Source organism: Streptomyces malaysiensis subsp. samsunensis (assembly GCF_024519315.1).
Lineage (GTDB): Bacteria > Actinomycetota > Actinomycetes > Streptomycetales > Streptomycetaceae > Streptomyces > Streptomyces malaysiensis.
Window position 1 is genome coordinate 96,677 of record NZ_JANIIC010000003.1, and the last position, 18,219, is coordinate 114,895.

An 18,219-nucleotide genomic window follows, 5' to 3' on the forward strand; every position below is an offset into this window, starting at 1 on the left:
AAAAGCCCCTGACAGGGGCCCCACCTGAGCGGCAGTGCGCCTAACGTGACGACGGTGCCCCGGCCGGGTCCGCATGCCTGACACAACCGTTGTTTCACGAGGAGGATCCATGCCGTTAAGGGGCAGATCCGCACTGCGGCGCATCGCCGCGCGGGGCACGGCCACAGCCGTTGGAGCCGCCATGGCCGTCATCACCGGCCTCGCCGCCGCTCCTGCGGTCCACGCGTCGCCGTCTGCCACCGGGGCCCTGAGGTGGGCACCGTGTGACGACCCGGAGAAGCCGGGAGCCGAGTGCGCCATACTTTCGGTGCCGGTCGACTGGGCCCATCCGGACGGGCCGAGACTCGACCTGGCTGTGGCCCGCCGCAAGGCCACCGATCCCAACGCACGTGTCGGCTCGATGGTGTTCGGCCCCGGCGGGCCGGGTGACTCGGGTGTGGGGATGGTGGTGGACCGTATCAGCCGGTTCAGCCCCGAGGTCCGCCGCAGGTTCGACATCGTCAGCTTCGACCCGCGCGGCGTGGGCGGCAGCAACCCGGTGACCTGCTCCGGCGATCTGCTTGCCGAGCGGCCGTCACCCGAGCTGAGGAGCCAGGCGGACTTCGACGCCACCCAGGAGTACAACAGGCGGCTCCGTGCCGACTGCCGGGCCCGTACCGGCCCGGTGTTCGACCACCTTGACACCGCCCAGACGGTCCGGGACCTGGACGCTCTCCGGGCCGCCCTCGGCGAGCGGAAACTGACCTTCCACGGCAGCTCGTACGGCACGCTGCTCGGGGCACAGTACGCCGAGACCTACCCGCGCCGCGTGCGCGCGATGGTGCTGGAGAGCGTCATGGACCACAGCGTCCCGACCACCCGTGACTTCCTGAAGGCCGAAGCGGCCACGGCAGAGGATTCATTCCATGAGTTCGTGAAGTGGTGCGACGGTGCCGCGGACTGCGCGCTGCACGGCCGCGACGTCCGCGCGGTCTGGCAGGGCCTGTTGGCCCGGGCCGGGCGCGGCGAGCTGGAGGACCCGGCGAAGCCGGGTACCTCGCTGTCGTCTTCGGACCTGGTCAACAAGATGGCGTTCCGGAAGTTCTACGAGGCCGACTACGCGGGCCTGGCCACGGCGATCGCGGGGATGGACGCGAGCCAGCCGCTGCCCGCGTCGCCCACCTCGGTAGCGCCGCTGCCTCCGGCCACCCCGGTCTTCTGCTCGGACTGGCACCTGCCAGTGCGCGACTACCAGGAGTACGCCTCGCTCGTCGCCATGATGAACATGACCGCGCCTGACCTGCCTTACCTGCTGCCGATCCACATGGCAGCGGCGTGTCTGGGCGCGCCGACCGGCAACCCGCAGCACCGCCTGGACTCACACGGTGCCCCGCCGATCCTGGTGTCCAACGCGCTGCACGACCCCGCCACCGGCTACCCGTGGGCGGTCTCGGTGGCCCGGCAGCTCGGCCGCAGCGGCGTGCTCCTCACCTACGAGGGCCACGGCCACGGCAGCGTCACCAGCGGCCCATGTATGGAGGGCGTCGTGGACAGCTACCTCACCGACCTGGCAGTCCCACCACGGGGCACCAGTTGCCCCGCCGTGCCGCCTTCGTTCCGGCGAGGTCCTGGCCTCGCTCGTGGGTGACCAGCGGTCGGTCGTCCGCCAGGCCGGCGTGGGCGAGGAGGATGGAACCCCCGCAGACGGTGGCAACGGTCACCTCGGGGCGGGCCAGTGCCTCGCGCAGCAGGCCCGGCAGATCCGTGGACCCGGCCTGGCCGAGAATCCAGCCGATGCCGCCGGCGACGCCGGGATCCAGCGAGAGGCTTCCCGCGGCGCCGGGGACGACGATCACGCTCTTCTTGTTCACGTCCACGGCGGAGGTCGCGGTGAGCTTGGTCGAAGGGAATCCACTGCCCACTTCCCGTGCGCCTTCGGCACTGACGAACTCGGTGGACACACCTCCGCCGGAGAACTCGTCCGCGGAGTGGAGGACTTCGAAGGGGCCAAGGACATCGAGGGGGTCGAAGCCGTCGTAGAGCGCGATCTGTACATGCAGGACACAAGTCCTCATCTGGTCAGGAAGAGCGGTCGGTGAAACGGCGCCGGAGGTAAACGGGAAACCGGTCAGCCCAGCATCCGGCGCAGCGCGTGAGCGCACCGACCACGATCCGGTTCGGGTCGATGCTGAATTCCTCAGCCCGCGAAACGGTGTCGTCGAATGCCGCCAGGGCATCGTCCACCGCGGCGGGAAACGGGTCCTCGGGTGCGAGCCGGTAGTCCACCGACAGCACTCAGCGGCCTGAGTGTTCGGCGAGAAAGCGTCCCACGTGGTCATATCCGGCGCGGCTGCCGATCACCCAGCCTCCGCCGTGGAAGAACACCAGCGCGCCCGACGTTCCGGGGCAGGAAGCGGGTTCGTACAGGGTTGCTCCCAGGGCGTTCTGCCCGCCCTTCAGGCATACCTCGGACACCGTCACCGCCTGCGTCGGCCGCCGCCCGGCACGGAGCATCGGTGCGTTGCGCTCCAGCGCCGCGCGGGACAGCTCCGGTGAGCCCTCGACCACCAGAGCCGACTGCTTGTCACCGAGGGAGCGGATCAGCAAGCGGGCGTCGACGGCCAGTGCTTCACCATCCACGATGATCTCCGGTCCCGCCAGCGCCGACCGCACCCGATCCGGCAGACGGCCCAGCAGCCGGACCATCACCTCCTGTGCCCGCACCCCTATCGGCACTGAGATATCCCTGGCCACGCGGCCCCTCTTATCGAGTTGCAGCTTGACTGAAAGGACGTTTCAGTCAAGCTGTAACTTAGCGGAGGGGGCACGCCAGCCAGTGCCAAAGCGACGCGGCAATAGCCGCTCAGGCCGCAGAGCTTGACGCCCCTCCCGGCGTCACGGTGATACCCTGCTCGGCCACGGTCGGCGACGGGGCCACGATCCCCTTGCGCCTGTACCAGACGACCGGACCGTCGTCGCCCGGCCCGACCTCGCCGACACGGCAACCTGGAGCGCGGAGGACAACCTCACCGGCTGGCGCTGTCTGTTGGGTGATGCGGCAGGCGGCCCTGACACCCCCGCCTATGCCGCCCCCGCCCGCGCCGACAACCTGGGCGCGCTTCCGCCCGCTTACATCGAAACAGGCCGGCTCGACATTTTCCGCGATGAGAACATCGCCTACGCACAACGGCTCGGCCGCGCCGGGGTACCGGTCGAGCTCATCCAGTACCCCGCCGTACCCCATGCCTTCGACACCTTCGATCCCGCAGCAGCCGTCAGCCGCCGCGCGATCGACAATCGCGTACGGGCACTGGGCGCCCTGTGAGCTTCGACGTGACCGTCGTTCACAGGAGCAGTGCGAACGTCACCGCCATCCCCAGTGCCATCGCGCCGTGGCAGCCGAGATCGAACGCGTCGCGCTCGGCCGTTGCCGAGGGGTGCCGCGACCCGGTGGTGCCATCGAGCCGGGCGACGTCGAATCCCCGCGCCAGCCACCTCAGCGCGAGCAGGAGGAGCAGCCCGGCCAGCAGTCCTGCGGTCAGCCTGGTGCCGGTTCCGGTGAGGGTCATGGTCACGGTGCCGGAGCCGCCGGACATGTCCATCCCGGGCATGTCGTCCATGCCGTCGGAGCCGCCGTGTCCCTGCATCGAGGAGGAAGAGACCATCGCGGCGGCCATCCAGGCCATCGCGCCCATCATCGCCACATGCGGGAGGGCATCCGACAACGCGCGCGTCCGGGAGAGAGGAGCGGGGCGGGCCAGGGCCACCAGGGTGAACCACACCCCGCCCAGCGTGAACAGGATGATCTGCGGCCGTGCGGGAAGGTCCATGCCCCACGGCCAGACCATCGCCACCATGGCGAAGGCCATCACCGCGTGCAGCAGATGTGCGACTCTCCCTGCGGCGCCCGGTCCGCCACCGGCGCGTTCGGGTATGACGGCGCGCCACACCGCGGAGAGGGCGGGCACGAGGAACAGTACGGTCAGGACCCAGCGCAGCCCCGTCGCGGCAATCATCGGACCACCGCCGCGCAACGGCACTCAGGAACATCCGGCGATGTCGCCCGTTCCTCGGGCGTGGTTATGCATGTATGGACAGCGGTGTTCACCTCACGCACCAGCCGTTTCAGACCGTTTCCCACGCCGGTCGGCCAGGCGGCCGAGTGCGAGGTCGATGAGCAGGAAGCCGATCAGGGGAAGGCCGAGGAGCGGCAGGTAGTAGCCGAGGACCGCGACGACGACGGTCAACACCGCGAGAACGTACGACGGCACCTGCCGCCAGGCGCCGCGCGGGATGGGGCGGCCGAAGGCACCGGCCCGGCCGCGCCGCCACCACATCCGGTAGCCCCACACGATCAGGAAGATCAGGGCGAGCGCGAGGGCGGCCAGGGCGATCTGGTTGGGCAGCCCGAACAGGCTCCCCATATGGGCGTCGATGCCCCAGCGGGAGAGCTTGGCCAGCAGCGGATGATCGGCGAACCGCACCACGTCGGTGACCTGACCGGTCGCCGGGTCAACGGCGGCGGCGTCCTGCTTTTCGGGCCAGCTGCGCTGGATCTGGCTGACGGTGTACGCGGTGCCCGGCCCGGTGGGCGGGACGATCTCGACCGGGTTGCCCAGTCCCTCGGCGCGCGCGGCCTTCAGCACGGCGTCGACACCGACATCGGCGGACTCGCCGCCCTTTCCGCTCGACCCGCCCATGTCCATGCCCCGCATGGAGCCGTGTCCGGCGTGTTCGCCGCCGACGGCGGAGCTGACGGCCGGAGTGGCCTGGCCGAGGGAGGCGCGGAGGTCGGTGACGTTCGCACCCGCGTACGTGGACCAGGTCAGACCGGTCGCGGACAGGAAGAACAGCCCCAGCGCCGCCCAGACCCCGACCGAGCCGTGAAAGGACATCATCCGCCGGCGGCCCGTGGCGGACCGGTCCGGCAACGCCGTCGCACGGAGCCTCCGCCTCACCGAGCCCTTGCGGCGGCGAGCGATCCACAGCACCAGACCCCCACCGGTGATCACCCACAGCCAACTGGCGGCGAGCTCGCTGTAGAGGCGGCCGCTGTCGCCGAGATGCAGATTGCGGTGCAGGTCGTCGATCCAGGTGCGCAGCGGCAGCGCGCCGCTGGTGCCGTACTGCTCCAACGCGCCGCGCACCTTCCCCGTGTACGGGTCGACGAAGACGGCCAACTTGTGCTCGGGGTCGACACCCTTGACGCCGGAGAGCAGCACGCGCGTCGTGGCGCCCGCCTCCGATGAGGGGCGGATCGCGCCGATCTCCCCCTCGGGGTGGGCCTTGCGAGCGGCGGCGATCTGCTGAGAGAGGGGCAGTTCGCCCTTGCCGACCGGGACCCGCAACTCATGGTCGTAGACGATCTTCTCGGCCTGGATGGAGCCCGCGTAGAGGAGTCCGGTCACGGCGGCGACGAGCAGGAACGGCGCTACGAGGACTCCCGCGTAGAAATGCAGTCGCAGGACCAACGGGCGCAGGACCGACCAGCCACGAGGACCCGCGGCCGAGTCCGATGTCCGGGGCGCGCCGTCGGGCTGCGGCGCGCCAGGCCGCTGTGGTCCGTCTTCGGTGTCGGCGGCGACGGGTTCGGCGGACATGGGAACTCCTGGCTCGGGGACGATGCCGGTCGGCCGGAGCCGTACCGGTCCGGTAGTCGGGCCTCCGGGGGAAGAAGTTTCAGATGTGTGGTGTGATGTGCGCCACAGAGCATCCCGTCCGGCAACAGGCTCCCCGGGTGCGGTGGAGACGCGACCGCTCGCCCTCCGCCGCACCCGGCCGCTCCGCCTGGCCGGGTGGACAGGTGTGCCCCGGCCGCTGCCAAGTCGGGCCTTCCGCTCTCCGCCGGGCCGGGACAGAGACCCCCCACAGCTCAGAGGTCGGCCGACTCACCCGGACGGTTCCCGGCCGGGGCCGTTTTTCTCCTTGTGTGACAGAGCCTCCGCACGGTGAGCGGCCGGCGTCCCGGGCCCGTAGAGGTGAGCGAACCCCGGCCGTTTCCGCCAAGCCCGCACAGGGGAGTGCCGAAGATGCCATTGACCGATACCACCTCGCCGCCGCGACCGGCGCCCGACGGAGCGGAGCCGCGCGTCGCCCGGACGCGGCGCGCGCTGCCGCCTCCCGCCCTGGCCGGGTTTCTCGTCCTCCTGGCGGTGTTGATGGCCGCCTCCTACGCGGTGGGGCGGGCGGCCGGTCCGGTGGCGCCCGGTATCCATCGGAGTGTGCCGCAGGACGGCGGGGCCGGAGGCATGGATACGCACGGCATGGGGCCGCACGGCATGGGGCCGCAGGGTCCCAGCGCCTGGGAAGGGGCGCGATGAGCAAACGTCCGGACACCACGTCCGATCCGACAACCTCGTCCGGCGTGTCCGCCCGCACCACCGACCTGCTGATCGGCGGGATGACGTGTGCGGCCTGCGTGGCGCGGGTGGAGAAGAAACTGGCCCGGGTCGAGGGCGTGAGCGCCACCGTGAACCTCGCCACCGGCACGGCGCGGGTCTCCCACCCGGTCACCGTGGACGTGGACGAACTGATCGCCACCGTCGAACGAGCCGGCTACACCGCCGATCGCCCCGCGCCTCCCGCCGCCACCGGAGAAGACGACAGCCGATCGCCCCGGGACGGGGCTGACGACGGGCCCGGCCGCGATGAGGTCGTCGACATCGAGCGGCTCGTCGTCACAGCCGTGCTGGCGCTGCCCGTGATCGTCATCTCGATGGTCCCCGCCTGGCAGTTCGACCGGTGGCAGCACGCCTGCTTCTCCCTCGCCACGCCGGTCGCGACCTGGGGCGCTTGGCCCTTCCACCGACGGGCGTTGCGCGGTCTGCGGCATGCCACGGCCACCATGGACACCCTGGTCTCCCTCGGCGTCCTCGCGTCGTTCGCCTGGTCCGCGTACGCCCTGCTCTGGGGCGGCGCGGGCGTGACCGGGATGCGCATGCCGTTCAGCCTGCTGCCCTCGGCCGACGACGGTGTGCCCCATATCTATCTGGAGGCGGCGGTCGCCGTACCGCTGTTCGTCCTGCTCGGGCGCCACTTGGAGGCGCGGGCCCGGCACCGCAGCGGCTCGGCGCTGCGGGCACTCGCCGAACTCGGCGCGGATGACGTGGAGTTGAGGGAGAAGGACGGCAACCGCCGCGTCCCGGTGGCCGAACTCACCACGGGACAGGAGTTCATGGTGCGCCCCGGTGAGAAGGTCGCCACGGACGGGGTGGTGGTCGAGGGCGGCTCGGCGCTGGATCTCTCCCTGGTCACCGGCGAGAGCGTGCCGGTGGAGGTGACACCCGGCACCGCCGTGGTCGGCGGCGCCGTCAACTCCGGCGGGCTGCTCGTCGTGCGCGCCACAGCGGTCGGCGCCGATACGCAACTGGCCCGCATCACCCGCCTGGTGACCGAGGCGCAGGCGGGCAAGGCCAGGATCCAGCGGCTGGCCGACGCGGTGGCGGGAGTGTTCGTGCCGGTGATCGTGGCGATCGCCGGCACGGTGCTGAGCTTCTGGCTCGGCGCGGGCGCAGCGGGTGAGACCGCCGTCACCACGGCCGTGGCCGTGCTCGTGGTGGCCTGCCCGTGTGCGCTGGGGCTCGCCACACCGACCGCGTTCCTGGTGGCGAGCGGACGAGGGGCGCAACTCGGCGTCCTCGTCCGCGGCCCGGAGGCGCTGGAGCGGCTGCGCCGCGTGGACACCGTGGTCTTCGACAAGACCGGCACACTCACCACGGGGCACATGACGCTGACCGACACGACCGTGGCGGAGGGCGGTCCGGAGGCGAGCGAGGTGCTCCGGCTGGCCGCAGCCGTGGAGCAGGGCTCCGAGCACCCCATCGGCCGGGCGGTGGTCGCGGCTGCCCGCCACGAGGAGGACGGCGTCGCGCGGCTGCCGGAGGTGACGGACTTCCGGGCCGTTGCCGGTGAGGGCGTGTCCGGGCGCGTGGACGGCCGTGAGGTGCGGGTACGCCGCCCCCGGCCGTCGGAGCCCTTGCCGGAGCCGTTGCGCCGGGCGGGCGCGGCCGCCGACCGCGCCGCGCACACCGCCGTGATCGTGGAGATCGACGACCGCCCCACGGGACTGCTCGCCGTCGGCGACACCCTGCGGCCCACCAGTCGCGAGGCCGTCCGCGAAGTGCGCGCGCTGGGCATCGAGCCGGTGCTGGTGACCGGTGACGGCGCCGCCCCCGCCCATGCGATGGCGGAACGGGCGGGCATCGACACGGTCCACGCCGGAGTGACCCCGGAGGACAAGGAACGGATCGTCACCGCACTGCGCGAGCAGGGCCGATGCGTCACGGTCATCGGGGACGGGGTCAACGACGCCGCCGCGCTGGCCTCCGCCGACCTGGGCATGGCGATGGGCGGTGGCACCGACGCCGCGATCGGCGCGGCCGACATCACCCTCGTGCGCAACGACATGCTGGCCGTCGTCGACGCCATCCGGCTCACCCGGCGCACGCTGAGCACCATCCGCGCCAATCTCGTCTGGGCCTTCGGCTACAACGTGGTCACCGTTCCGCTGGCCGCGACCGGCTGGCTCAACCCCATGGTCGCGGCCGCGGCCATGTCCGCGAGTTCGGTCCTGGTCGTCACCAACAGCCTGCGGCTGCGGTACTACACCTCCGGCGGGCGGCGGACCGCCACCCCGCCCGCTCCCCTCTCCTCATACCGCCCCGCGGCCACCGAGCACAGCCACCCGGGAAGGAAGTCCGATGTCCTCAGCGACCGATGACCGCACCACACCGCGACGCCGCCTGAGGAGGACGACGGCCCGGGGAGTACGGGCGGCGCTGGTACCGGTGGGTGGCTGCGCACTGGCGTTGGCCCTGCTCACGGGCTACACGGCGACCGGAGCGGCGGGAGAGCCCACACCGAGGATCCGGGTCAGTGGCGGCCGTATCGTCCAGTCCACCGGGCAGACGGCCGCAGCCTACTTCGAGATCCGCAACGTCGGGGACACCGACGACACCCTGATCTTCGCCGATTCCCCGGAGTTGGGAGTATCCATGCTGCGCGAGCCCGACCGGAAACGGCCGGGCACCGTCCGGCGGCCGAAAGCAGTGACCGTGCGCGCACACAGCACACTGCGAATGTCCCGGGAAGGCATCCACGTCGCCCTCCTCGACCCCCCGACGCTGCGGCCGGGACAGAGAGTCTCCTTCAACCTGTGGTTCTCCGTACGCGGCCGGGTCGGGGCCGAGGCGATGCGATCACATCTCACCGATCGTTGAGAGCGCGGCCTGCCCGCGAAGGCCCCTCCAAGGGGGCCATACGCTGCCGGACGGCGACTGGAGGGCAGGGTTGGGCGGATGGCGCGATCCGCGGGGACGTCGGGCACCTGGACCGGATCAGGACCTGGTTCGGCCGGCCCTGGTCCCCGACGGCTCTACAGGTCGGCCGGGTCCCTGCGCAGCGTCACCTCGCGCCCCGACGCGGTGCGCACCGTGACCGCGCGCACGCCCGGCCGGCCGGGCACGACCACCAGCGGCAGCCGCCCGAAGGTCTCGGCACCGATGTGCTCCCGCAGCTCCCCGGCGTCAGCGCCGATCTCCAGCCGGGTCACGGCCGTCCCGCGCTCACCGCGCCCCACCTCCCCACGATCCGGGTTGGTGGCCGGGTCCTCCCGGTAGAACCAGTTCGGCAGCCCCCGGCGCCAGCACGTGTCAAGCGCGCGGCCGGGGCCGGGCGCGGTGGTGATGATGCGCTGGGTGCCATCGGGCTGGACGCGCCCCGGAAGCCGCGCCACTTCGCCACCGAGGCGCTGCGCGACCGCGGCCAGCTCCTCGAGGGTGTCGGCGCGCAGGCTCCAGAACATCCACCGGTCGCCGTCCGCGACGGCCCGGTCGAACCAGGCGGCCCCCGCATCCCGCACGGCTGCGGGGGCCGTCACCGCCTCGACCTCCAGGTAGGCGTCCTCGCCGAGCGGGAAGATCGTGTTCGCGATGGCGTCGGCGATGACGCCACCGTCGTAGTGGGCGAGTCCTGTCTCCTCGTGCACCCGGCGGACGCCGTCGCCCAACTCGCGCACGCCCAGGCAGAGGTGATCTAGATGAAACATGTCGATCCTTTCCGGGTTCACCACGTCACGGGGCACCCGCAGCTCGACCCGCGCGAGCGCCTGGCCGAGACACTGGCGCACGCCGTAGCCGAAAGTTACCAAACGATTGTTCACCAACTTACTGAACAAACGTTAGGAATCTTGAGGACACTTGTCCACCCTCTTGATCAAAATCGCCATCGCAGAGGAGAACAGCCGTGATGAAGCAGGAGAAAACGCCGCGTTTCAGGCGAAAACAAGCGAAACGAACTCGTCGACGAACGACATCACGGAGTCCGCATCGTTGTGCTTGGCGGAGTCCTGGAAGAGGGCGACGCGACCGTGCGCACCGACGAACGCGATCACGGCAGCCCGCTCAGGGGACACCCGGAGCGCGACCCCCGCCGCGGCGCAGCGCGCGAAGCCGGCGACGAGCAGGTCGATCACGTCGACCAGCGGCCCGGCCGGACGGACGCCGGGCGCGGTTCCGGGTGGCCCGTTGGCCGTCATCAGCCGGTAGTGCCCCGGGTTGTCCATCGCGAACCGGCAGGAGGCGTGGAGCATCGCCCGTACACGGCCCACCACGTCCCCGGAGTCCACGCGATCACCGGCCGCCTCCATCGCGACGCGCAGCCGGACGAACTCGTGCTCGGTGAGGCCCGCTACGAGCGCGGCCCGATCGGTGAAGTGCTGGTAGATGCTGGCCGGCGCGATACCGGCGACGCGGGCGACACCGCGGATGGTCAGCCCGTCCTCCCCGTCGAGCTCGGACAGCAACCGGCTGGCCGCGGCGAGGATCTCCCCGCGCAGCCGCTCGCCCTCCCCCCAGCGGTTGCGCGTGCGCGGGGCGCTGACCTGGACCTCTTTCGACACGTACCTATTCTTACCACTCAGCCGCCCGACCGCGGCCCGGCCCGGGCTTCCACCCTTGGAGCGTGCCAGCCCGGAGGCCCCGCCCGAGGCAAAGGTGTCGCCCACAGGCCGGAGCGGAGCCCGCCGCGTCAGCGAAGTTGAGGGCCTGTCATTTTTTGCCGTCACAACTCTTGTGAGCGGTATCCGCCTTCATTACTTTCCAGTAGGTGGCGCCCCGACGATGACAGACCCCCACCTCGAATGGAGTGGCCATGCCGCCCGAGCACCGTGGCTCCACCCGAATGGTTCTCTCCCTCGCCGCCGCCGTGGCACTGGCCGTCACCGGTTCCACGGCGGTGAGCGCCTCCGCGGAGTCAAAGACAGCCGGTCTGCGGGAGGTGATGTTCGTGGGCAACAACTGGGACGGCACCGCCGATGTCATCAAGTCCAGTGGTGACTTGGCCAAGATCGGCCGGATCAACGTCATACCGGACAAGGACCAGCGGCTCACCGAGATCTACCTCAACCCCATCAAGCTCGCCTTCTTCCTGGGGATCCGGCTGGGGCCGGGTGAAGGGCACGACCAGTTCGTGGACGACATGTACTCGACCCCGGACGGGTCCGCCATCGTCGTCTCCCGGCCCAGTTTCGCCGACGTGGTCTCGATCGACGTCGCGACGGGCAAAATCAACTGGCGCTTCCCCGTGTCGGGTTTCCGCGCTGACCACATGGCCGTGTCGCCCGACGGCAAACGCGTCGCGGTGTCGGCTTCGACCTCGAACACGGTGCATATCCTCGACATCGAGACGGGAAAGCAGCTCGGTTCGTTCTCCGCCGGCGACAAGCCCCATGAGAACGTCTTCACCGACGGCGGCAAGTACCTCTGGAACATGTCGATCGGCGAGGTCAACACCGACCTGGACGATCCGTCGATGGACTGGACGAAGGGCGACCGGCACATCACCGTGGTCGACACGAGTACATATCGGCAGGTCAAGGTTATCGACATGCGCGAACGGCTGGACGCCTTCGGCCGCAAGGACCTGTCCGACGCCGTCCGGCCCGTCGCGTTCACCCCCGACGAGTCCAAGCTCTATTTCCAGGTCTCCTTCTTCAACGGGTTCCTGGAGTACGACGTGGCCAACGACAAGATCACCCGGGCGAAGACCCTCCCGAAGAACCCGGCCACCAGCGAGGACCGCACCACCTGGGTCAACGACTCCCGCCACCACGGCCTGTCGATGAGCCCCGACGGCAGGAAGCTGTGCGTGGCCGGGACGATGGACGACTACGCGACCGTCGTCGACCGGGAATCGCTCCAGGAAGGCCCCCTGGTGCCGACTTCGAAACCGTACTGGGCGACGGTGAGCGGCGACGGCACCTCCTGCGTCGTCTCCGAGAGCGGTGCCGACCGGGTCACCGCGATCGACTTCGCGACGGGCGAGAAGACCGCGTCCGTGTCGGTCGGCGACCACCCGCAGCGAGTGCGCATCGGCCATGTGGCAGCCGACTGGACCGGACCGTCGGCCTCGTAGCGGTTCGTCGGAGCGTCGCGGCGCGGCGCATCTGTGACGTGGCGGGGGCTGATGTGCGTTCGGCCCCCGCTGCGTCATGCCTCCGCGCCACGATCGGAATGCCGTCACGATCAGAGCGCCGCCACGATCAGAGCGCCGCCACGATCGGCCTGCCGTCAGCGCGCCCAGACCCTTTGCCGGCGCTGCCGACGAAGGCGCGTCAGTGGTGGTGGCCGTTCCGGCCGAGGGTCTCCACGGGGGTCGCGCCGGGGCGGGTCCACTGCGGCACGGGCCGGCTGGTCGGCCCCCAGGTGGCGTTCCCGTCCGCGTCCGAGCGCCAGGACCAGCACGCGTGGCGCCCCTCGGGCCAGCCCTCGGGGTTGTCCTCCCACGTCTCGCCACGGCCGTAGGGCGTCATGTCGAGCAGGCCCATGGACCCGTTGACCCGCTCATTGCCACGGCCCGTCGTGGAGTAGGTGAGGAACACACGGTCGCCGTCGCGCAGGAAACAGGTGAGGTAACCCATGGGGGCGCCGACCGGCCCGGCCACGTCGCGCACCGAGTACCAGGGCTGGGTGTAGCCCATGAACTCGACGTAGGAGGCCACCTCGTCCCAGCGGCCCGTGGTCAGGACGGCGTACGAGACGCCGCGGGCGTTGAGGTAGGAGGCGTCCTCCAGGTGCCAGGCCGTGGTGGTGCAGCCCTCGCACTGCCCCTGGTGCGGCGCGCCGTCGTACCACATGTGCTTGTAGACCACGAGCTCGTGGCGGCCCTGGAACAGGTCCAGGAACGGGACCGGGCCGTCGGGCCCGACGACCTCGACCGTCCCGTCGAACTCCACCATCGGCAGCCGGCGGCGGGCCGCGGCGAGGGCGTCGCCCTCGCGGGTGTGGGCCTTCTCGCGGACCAGCAGCTCGTCACGGGCGGCCTGCCAGGTGGCCATGTCGACCACGGGCGGGCGGCCGGGCAGCGCGGTGGTCGGGTCGTTCGGCGTGGTTGTCATGGTGTCCTCCGTGGTGTCTCGTGCGGGCAGCGTCGTACGACGTCCTAAGACGGTCACCACCTACAGACTCGCGACCCGGCCGGAACTCATCGCGGCTCGAGGGCGGAGTCCATCCCCGCCTGCTCACTCCGATGTACACCGCCGCGGCCATCACCGCCGCCCTGGCGGCGGGCCGCTTCACACCGCCTGTTCCACCCGCCGCTGGAGAAGGCCGGTGACGACGGCGAGTGGGGGCCAGTCCGAGCGGCCCCGGCGGGCGACCGCGAAGACCCGCATCGAGACCTCCGGGGCGATCAGCGGCAGCAGCTGTACCCCGGGCGCGGTGGGCCGGGCGGTCGGCAGCAGTCCGACGCCGAGCCCTGCCGTGATCATGTCCTCTACGAGATCCAGGCTGTCCGAGCGGTGGGTCATGCGCGGTGTGAAGCCGGCCATCGAGGCGAGCGTGCGGATCACCGTCTCGTCCGCGGTGTTGCGGGAGTTGCCGATCCAGTCCGCCGACCGGAACCGCGCGACGGTCCGCGCCGCCGTGGCAGGTACCGTATCGGCGGTCCGTGTGTCGGCCTGGGCGGCGGGATGGTCGGCGGGGACGCCCAGGCTCCACGTCTCCGTCCACAGTGGCAGGTCCGTCAAGGAGTCATCGGGTCCCGCCGGGGCCAGGTTGTAGTCGTAGACGAGGGCCAGGTCCACCTCGTCGGCCGCCAGCTGCGCCAGGGCCTCGGCGGGCTCATGCTCGCGCACCAGCACATGCAGGCGCGGGTGCTCGGTGGCCAGCTGGGTGATGATCGGGAGCAGATGGGCCCGGATCGCGGTCGCGAAACCGGCCACGCGTAGCGTGCCGCTCGGTTCGGCTCCGGGTGCGAGGTCGCGCTGTGCGGTCTCGACCGCGGCCAGGATGCCGGTCGCGTGCTCGACCAGCCGTCGGCCGGCGGGCGTGAGCCGGACCAGCCGCCCGTGCGGCTCGATCAACGCGACGCCCGTCTCTTTGGCCAGTACCGCGATCTGCTGCGAGACCGTGGACGTGGTCGTGTGCAGGGCGTCGGCCACCGCCCGCATCGAGCCGAGCCGGGCCAGCTCGACCAGGAATCGCAGGCGCCGTGTCTCCATAAGGCCATTGTTCAGCGATCCCGAACGGTACGTCCATGATCCGCACGTGGACGCGAACGTTGGCCGCGCGATCTACTCACCCCATGACCAGCACCACCGCCCCTGGCCTCAGCCCCGAGCCCGGCCCCGGCCCCGGCCCCGCCCCGACGTCCGATGCCGCCCGGACCGGGACGGCGATGGGGGTCGCCGGCATGGCCACCGTGCAGCTCGGTTCGGCTCTCGCCGTCCCGATGTTCGCCCACCTCGGTGTCCTCGGCACGGCGGGACTGCGCGTGACCTGGGCGGGGCTGTTGCTGCTCATCCTCGTCCGGCCCCGCCGTCGCGACTTCGCCGGCCGCGATCTGGCCGCCTGTGCCGTCCTCGGCGTGGCGACGGCCGGGATGATGGTCTTCTTCGCGCTCGCGATCTCCCGCATCCCGCTGGGCACGGCCAGTGCCCTGGAATTCCTCGGGCCGCTCGCGGTGTCCCTCTTCGGCCCGGGCCGGGGCCGCCTGCGCTGGACCGCCGCCGCGGCGGCCGGTGTCGTCCTGCTCACCGAGCCCTGGCACGGCGGCGTCGATCTCCTCGGCGTCGCCTACGCCCTCGGCGCGGCCGGCTGCTGGGGGACGTACATACTGCTCACGCAGCGTGTCGGCGACCGGGTCACCGGCCTGAGCGGCCTGGCGGTGTCGCTACCCGTCGCGGCGGTGGCCGCCATGCTGGTGGCCGCCCCGACGCTCGGGGAAGTCCACTGGCGGCCGGCCCTGATCGTGCTCGGCCTCGCCGTGCTCAATCCGGTCATCCCCTTCGCGCTGGAGTTCCTGGCCCTGCGCCGTCTGACGGCGTCGTCCTTCGGCACCCTGATGAGCCTGGAACCGGCCATGGCCCTCCTGGTCGGCCTTCTCGTCCTCCACCAGATCCCCGGCCCCGGCCCGGCCCTCGGGGTCGCCCTGGTCGTCACCGCCGGTATGGGTGCCACCCGTACCGGCGCCCGCGTGGAAGTGGAACACGTGGCCACGTCGGCTGCCGTCGAGCCTCCCGCTCCCCCGGACACCGAACGCGCCGCCTGACCGGACGGCTGACGCATCCTCGCGGTCTTCGGGCGTCACCTTGGGCTGGGGCCCTGGGTCAGGTTGGTGGCGATGGTGCCGGCGGCTCGTTGCAGGCGTTCGACCATGTACGGCAGCCGACCGGACTTCATCCGTTCGCTGGGGCCGTTGGCGCTGATCACACCGATCAGCCGGGCCGCTTCGTCCCGTACGGCCACGGCCACGGCGAACAAGCCCTCCTCGACTTCGTTGTCCATGGTGGTGTAGGTCAGCTCTTCGGTCTCATGGAGGGCGCGGAGGAGTTCGGCCCGGTCCGTGATCGTGTAGCGGGTCAGGGCGGGCAGCTTCTCGGGGAGCAGCGACTCGAGCCGCTCGTCGGACAGTTCCGCGAGCAGCATCTTGCCGGTGGCGCTGGCGTGCAGGGGGTAGTCCTGGCCGACGTAGGGCTGTGACACGGTGAGCATGCGGGATCCGGCCGCCTCGGCGACGAGGTCGAAGTCGGTTTCGCCGTTGACCACCGCGTAGCCGATGGTCTCGTTCAGCTGCGTCGCGAGTGTGTCCAGGGTGGGCTGTACCCGGGCGATGATGCCTCGATAGGGGTCGGCCAGCCTTCCCAGACGTGCGATTTCCCATCCCAGCGTGTACTTGCTGTCGGTTCTCTCGACGAACCCGGTCTGTTCCAGGCTGAGCAGGAGCCGGAAGGCGGTGGGCCGGGTCATGCCGACACGTTGCGCGAGTTCGGTCACCGTGATGCCACTGCGATGCCGCCCCAATTCGCTGAGCAGCACGGTTGCCTTGATGACAGATTTGTTGGTGAGGTCCGGCGTTTCCGGAACCTCGTCGGTGCTGCTGCCATCGGGCACAGTGCGTGGGCCTTTCGTCTGTCTGCGGTCCGGTCGTCCGCATTGCGGGCGGACCGGGAAGCGGCGGGTACCACCGTAACGCTCGGTGGACGATGCACATGGTCGGCCGGTCCCCGAAGAGCCCGGCCCGGCGTGCGCCCGCCGGAGGCGCTACGCATACCGCACGACGTTCACATACTGAACGTGTTGTTGGATGACTCATGTGTGACCCCAAGGATCCACGTCGCGAAAATCCTGTGGAGCTGCACCTCTTGACGGTCATCCGCGGGGGATTTAGCTTGAACGTCACGTTCATTATATGAACGCCCCCCTGTATGCGAGGGAGCAGCACTCTCATGAAGAACCACCCTCTGCGCCTGTTCGCCTTCGACATCGTCGCCCCCGCTCACCTGACGGCCGGTTCCTGGCGCGCCGACGGGGATGAAGGGCATCGGTACACCGATCTGGAGTACTGGAAGGGCGTTGCCCGGATGCTCGAGGAGGCGGGCTTCGACGGCATCTTCTTCGCGGACACCGTCGGCTACCACGACGTGTACCAGCAGCGTCCCGACTGGGCGTTGCGCGACGCGGCCCAGTTCCCGGTCAACGATCCCCTCCTGCTGGTCAGCGGAATGGCGGCGGTGACCGAGCACCTGGGCTTCGGGGTCACCTGTTCGCTGACGTATGAGCAGCCGTATCTGCTGGCGCGCCGTTTCAGCACACTGGACCACCTCACCAGGGGCAGGGTGGGGTGGAACATCGTCACCTCCTACTCCGAGTCCGCGGCCCGCAACCTGGGGCTGGAGCGGCAGTTGGATCACGACGAGCGGTATGCGCTCGCCGAGGAGTACATGGAGGTCGTCTACAAACTGTGGGAGCGGTCCTGGCAGGCGGACGCGGTGGTGCGCGACACGGCCGCGGCCACCTACGTGGAGCCCTCCCGCGTCCATCCGATCGGGCACCGCGGCAGGTACTTCAGCGTGCCGGGATTCGCGCTGTGCGAGCCGTCTCCGCAGCGCACGCCCGTCCTGTTCCAGGCCGGCGCGTCCTCGCGTGGAGTGGCGTTCGCCGCCCGGCACGCCGAGGCGGTCTTCATCAACGCCGTCTCCACCGCACAGGCCCGGCGCGGCGTGGACAGGATCCGCAAGGCGGCCATGGAGGCGGGGCGGGACCCCTACGACATCAAGGTCATCGTCCTGCTCACGGTGATCGTGGCGCCCACCGACGAGGAAGCGGAAGCCGCGTACGAGGCCCATCTGCGCCACGTCAGCGTCGAGGGCGCCCTGGCCCGGTTCGGCGGCTGGACCGGGCTCGATCTGTCCGCCTGGGATCTGGACACACCGCTGAAGAGCATGAAGACCCGCGGCGTGCAGTCCCTGATCGACATGTTCGCCACCGCCGGCCCGGAACGTGCCTGGACCGTCCGTGACATCGCGCGGTTCCTGGGGATCGGGGGCACCGGATCCATCGTCGTGGGCTCCCCGCGGACCGTCGCCGCCGAGTTGCGGCGCTGGCGGGACGAGGCCGATATCGACGGCGTCAACCTCAGCTACGCCACCAAACCGGGCAGCTGGCGGAGGTTCATCGACCTCGCCCTTCCCGAACTGCGCCGCCAGGGCATCGTCTCCCCCACCCGCGCCACCGGGCAGGCCGTGACGTTGCGCGAGAAGCTCTTCGGACCTGGCGCCAGGCACACCGCCGAAACACACCCCGCCACCGGACATCGCGCAACACACCACACCCCTGCCGTGGCCGCGGGCCGGGCGGGGTACTGATCAGCCCCCGCGCCCTCTGCCGCACACGGACCACGCATCCCCCGCCACACACGGACCCGCACACCGCCACCCGGGACGGACCCGCGCACCCAAGCCGC

General features: G+C 70.7%; 18 protein-coding genes. 8 read left to right on the forward strand and 10 right to left on the reverse strand.

Going from position 1 to position 18,219, the window contains the following annotated elements:
• Positions 1–109: 109 nt before the first annotated feature.
• On the forward strand, positions 110–1,627 hold the full coding sequence (locus NQU54_RS03310) for an alpha/beta hydrolase (protein WP_257629665.1): 1,518 nt from the start codon (positions 110–112) through the stop codon (positions 1,625–1,627).
• On the opposite strand, the gene NQU54_RS03315 is transcribed toward NQU54_RS03310, so the two are convergent.
• Genes NQU54_RS03315 through NQU54_RS03325 form a run of 3 tightly spaced genes read right to left on the reverse strand, consistent with a single transcriptional unit; the run spans position 1,539 to position 2,715 of the window.
• Positions 1,539–2,054 (reverse strand): type 1 glutamine amidotransferase family protein, encoded by a 516-nt coding sequence (locus NQU54_RS03315; protein WP_257629666.1) that lies wholly within the window; start codon positions 2,052–2,054, stop codon positions 1,539–1,541. The genes NQU54_RS03310 and NQU54_RS03315 overlap by 89 nt on opposite strands.
• 4 nt (positions 2,055–2,058) lie before the next feature.
• Positions 2,059–2,265, reverse strand: coding sequence for an alpha/beta hydrolase fold domain-containing protein (locus NQU54_RS03320; RefSeq protein WP_257629667.1), 207 nt, complete (start codon positions 2,263–2,265; stop codon positions 2,059–2,061).
• A 9-nt stretch (positions 2,266–2,274) separates the two neighbouring features.
• Positions 2,275–2,715, reverse strand: a complete 441-nt coding sequence (locus tag NQU54_RS03325) for an alpha/beta hydrolase (RefSeq protein WP_257629668.1) — start codon at positions 2,713–2,715, stop codon at positions 2,275–2,277.
• Positions 2,716–2,887: 172 nt separating this feature from the next.
• Here NQU54_RS03325 and NQU54_RS03330 point away from each other — a divergent pair, with 172 nt between their 5' ends.
• Positions 2,888–3,304 (forward strand): alpha/beta hydrolase fold domain-containing protein, encoded by a 417-nt coding sequence (locus NQU54_RS03330; protein ID WP_257629847.1) that lies wholly within the window; start codon positions 2,888–2,890, stop codon positions 3,302–3,304.
• A 19-nt stretch (positions 3,305–3,323) separates the two neighbouring features.
• On the opposite strand, the gene NQU54_RS03335 is transcribed toward NQU54_RS03330, so the two are convergent.
• On the reverse strand, positions 3,324–3,995 hold the full coding sequence (locus NQU54_RS03335; protein ID WP_257629669.1) for a DUF5134 domain-containing protein: 672 nt from the start codon (positions 3,993–3,995) through the stop codon (positions 3,324–3,326).
• A 93-nt stretch (positions 3,996–4,088) separates the two neighbouring features.
• Complete coding sequence (locus NQU54_RS03340) at positions 4,089–5,579, reverse strand: PepSY-associated TM helix domain-containing protein (RefSeq protein WP_257629670.1); 1,491 nt, start codon at positions 5,577–5,579, stop codon at positions 4,089–4,091.
• Between the two features lie 429 nt (positions 5,580–6,008).
• On the opposite strand from NQU54_RS03340, the gene NQU54_RS03345 reads away from it, so the two are divergent.
• Genes NQU54_RS03345 through NQU54_RS03355 form a run of 3 tightly spaced genes read left to right on the forward strand, consistent with a single transcriptional unit; the run spans position 6,009 to position 9,197 of the window.
• Entirely contained in the window at positions 6,009–6,299 is a 291-nt protein-coding gene (locus NQU54_RS03345; RefSeq protein WP_257629671.1) for a hypothetical protein, read from the forward strand.
• Positions 6,296–8,698, forward strand: coding sequence for a heavy metal translocating P-type ATPase (locus NQU54_RS03350; RefSeq protein ID WP_257629672.1), 2,403 nt, complete (start codon positions 6,296–6,298; stop codon positions 8,696–8,698). The genes NQU54_RS03345 and NQU54_RS03350 overlap by 4 nt, the downstream gene beginning before the upstream one ends.
• Positions 8,679–9,197, forward strand: coding sequence for a copper chaperone PCu(A)C (locus NQU54_RS03355; RefSeq protein WP_079152933.1), 519 nt, complete (start codon positions 8,679–8,681; stop codon positions 9,195–9,197). The genes NQU54_RS03350 and NQU54_RS03355 overlap by 20 nt, the downstream gene beginning before the upstream one ends.
• A 155-nt stretch (positions 9,198–9,352) precedes the next feature.
• On the opposite strand, the gene NQU54_RS03360 is transcribed toward NQU54_RS03355, so the two are convergent.
• Together NQU54_RS03360 and NQU54_RS03365 are read right to left on the reverse strand one after the other, a co-directional pair.
• Positions 9,353–10,138, reverse strand: coding sequence for a VOC family protein (locus tag NQU54_RS03360; RefSeq protein WP_257629673.1), 786 nt, complete (start codon positions 10,136–10,138; stop codon positions 9,353–9,355).
• 111 nt (positions 10,139–10,249) lie between these two features.
• Positions 10,250–10,876, reverse strand: a complete 627-nt coding sequence (locus NQU54_RS03365; protein ID WP_257629674.1) for a TetR/AcrR family transcriptional regulator — start codon at positions 10,874–10,876, stop codon at positions 10,250–10,252.
• Between the two features lie 251 nt (positions 10,877–11,127).
• Between NQU54_RS03365 and NQU54_RS03370 the strand changes: the two genes are divergently transcribed.
• On the forward strand, positions 11,128–12,390 hold the full coding sequence (locus tag NQU54_RS03370) for an outer membrane protein assembly factor BamB family protein (protein WP_257629675.1): 1,263 nt from the start codon (positions 11,128–11,130) through the stop codon (positions 12,388–12,390).
• 199 nt (positions 12,391–12,589) lie between these two features.
• On the opposite strand, the gene NQU54_RS03375 is transcribed toward NQU54_RS03370, so the two are convergent.
• A complete protein-coding gene (locus NQU54_RS03375) occupies positions 12,590–13,372 on the reverse strand; it encodes a DUF899 family protein (protein WP_257629676.1) in 783 nt (260 codons plus the stop codon).
• 177 nt (positions 13,373–13,549) lie between these two features.
• On the reverse strand, positions 13,550–14,476 hold the full coding sequence (locus tag NQU54_RS03380; RefSeq protein ID WP_257629677.1) for a LysR family transcriptional regulator: 927 nt from the start codon (positions 14,474–14,476) through the stop codon (positions 13,550–13,552).
• A gap of 83 nt (positions 14,477–14,559) precedes the next feature.
• Here NQU54_RS03380 and NQU54_RS03385 point away from each other — a divergent pair, with 83 nt between their 5' ends.
• Positions 14,560–15,525 (forward strand): EamA family transporter, encoded by a 966-nt coding sequence (locus NQU54_RS03385; protein ID WP_257629678.1) that lies wholly within the window; start codon positions 14,560–14,562, stop codon positions 15,523–15,525.
• Positions 15,526–15,560: 35 nt separating this feature from the next.
• Here NQU54_RS03385 and NQU54_RS49690 read toward each other — a convergent pair whose 3' ends face one another.
• Entirely contained in the window at positions 15,561–16,367 is an 807-nt protein-coding gene (locus tag NQU54_RS49690; RefSeq protein WP_257629679.1) for an IclR family transcriptional regulator, read from the reverse strand.
• A 335-nt stretch (positions 16,368–16,702) separates the two neighbouring features.
• Here NQU54_RS49690 and NQU54_RS03395 point away from each other — a divergent pair, with 335 nt between their 5' ends.
• Complete coding sequence (locus NQU54_RS03395; RefSeq protein ID WP_257629680.1) at positions 16,703–18,121, forward strand: LLM class flavin-dependent oxidoreductase; 1,419 nt, start codon at positions 16,703–16,705, stop codon at positions 18,119–18,121.
• The last annotated feature ends 98 nt before the right edge of the window (positions 18,122–18,219 follow it).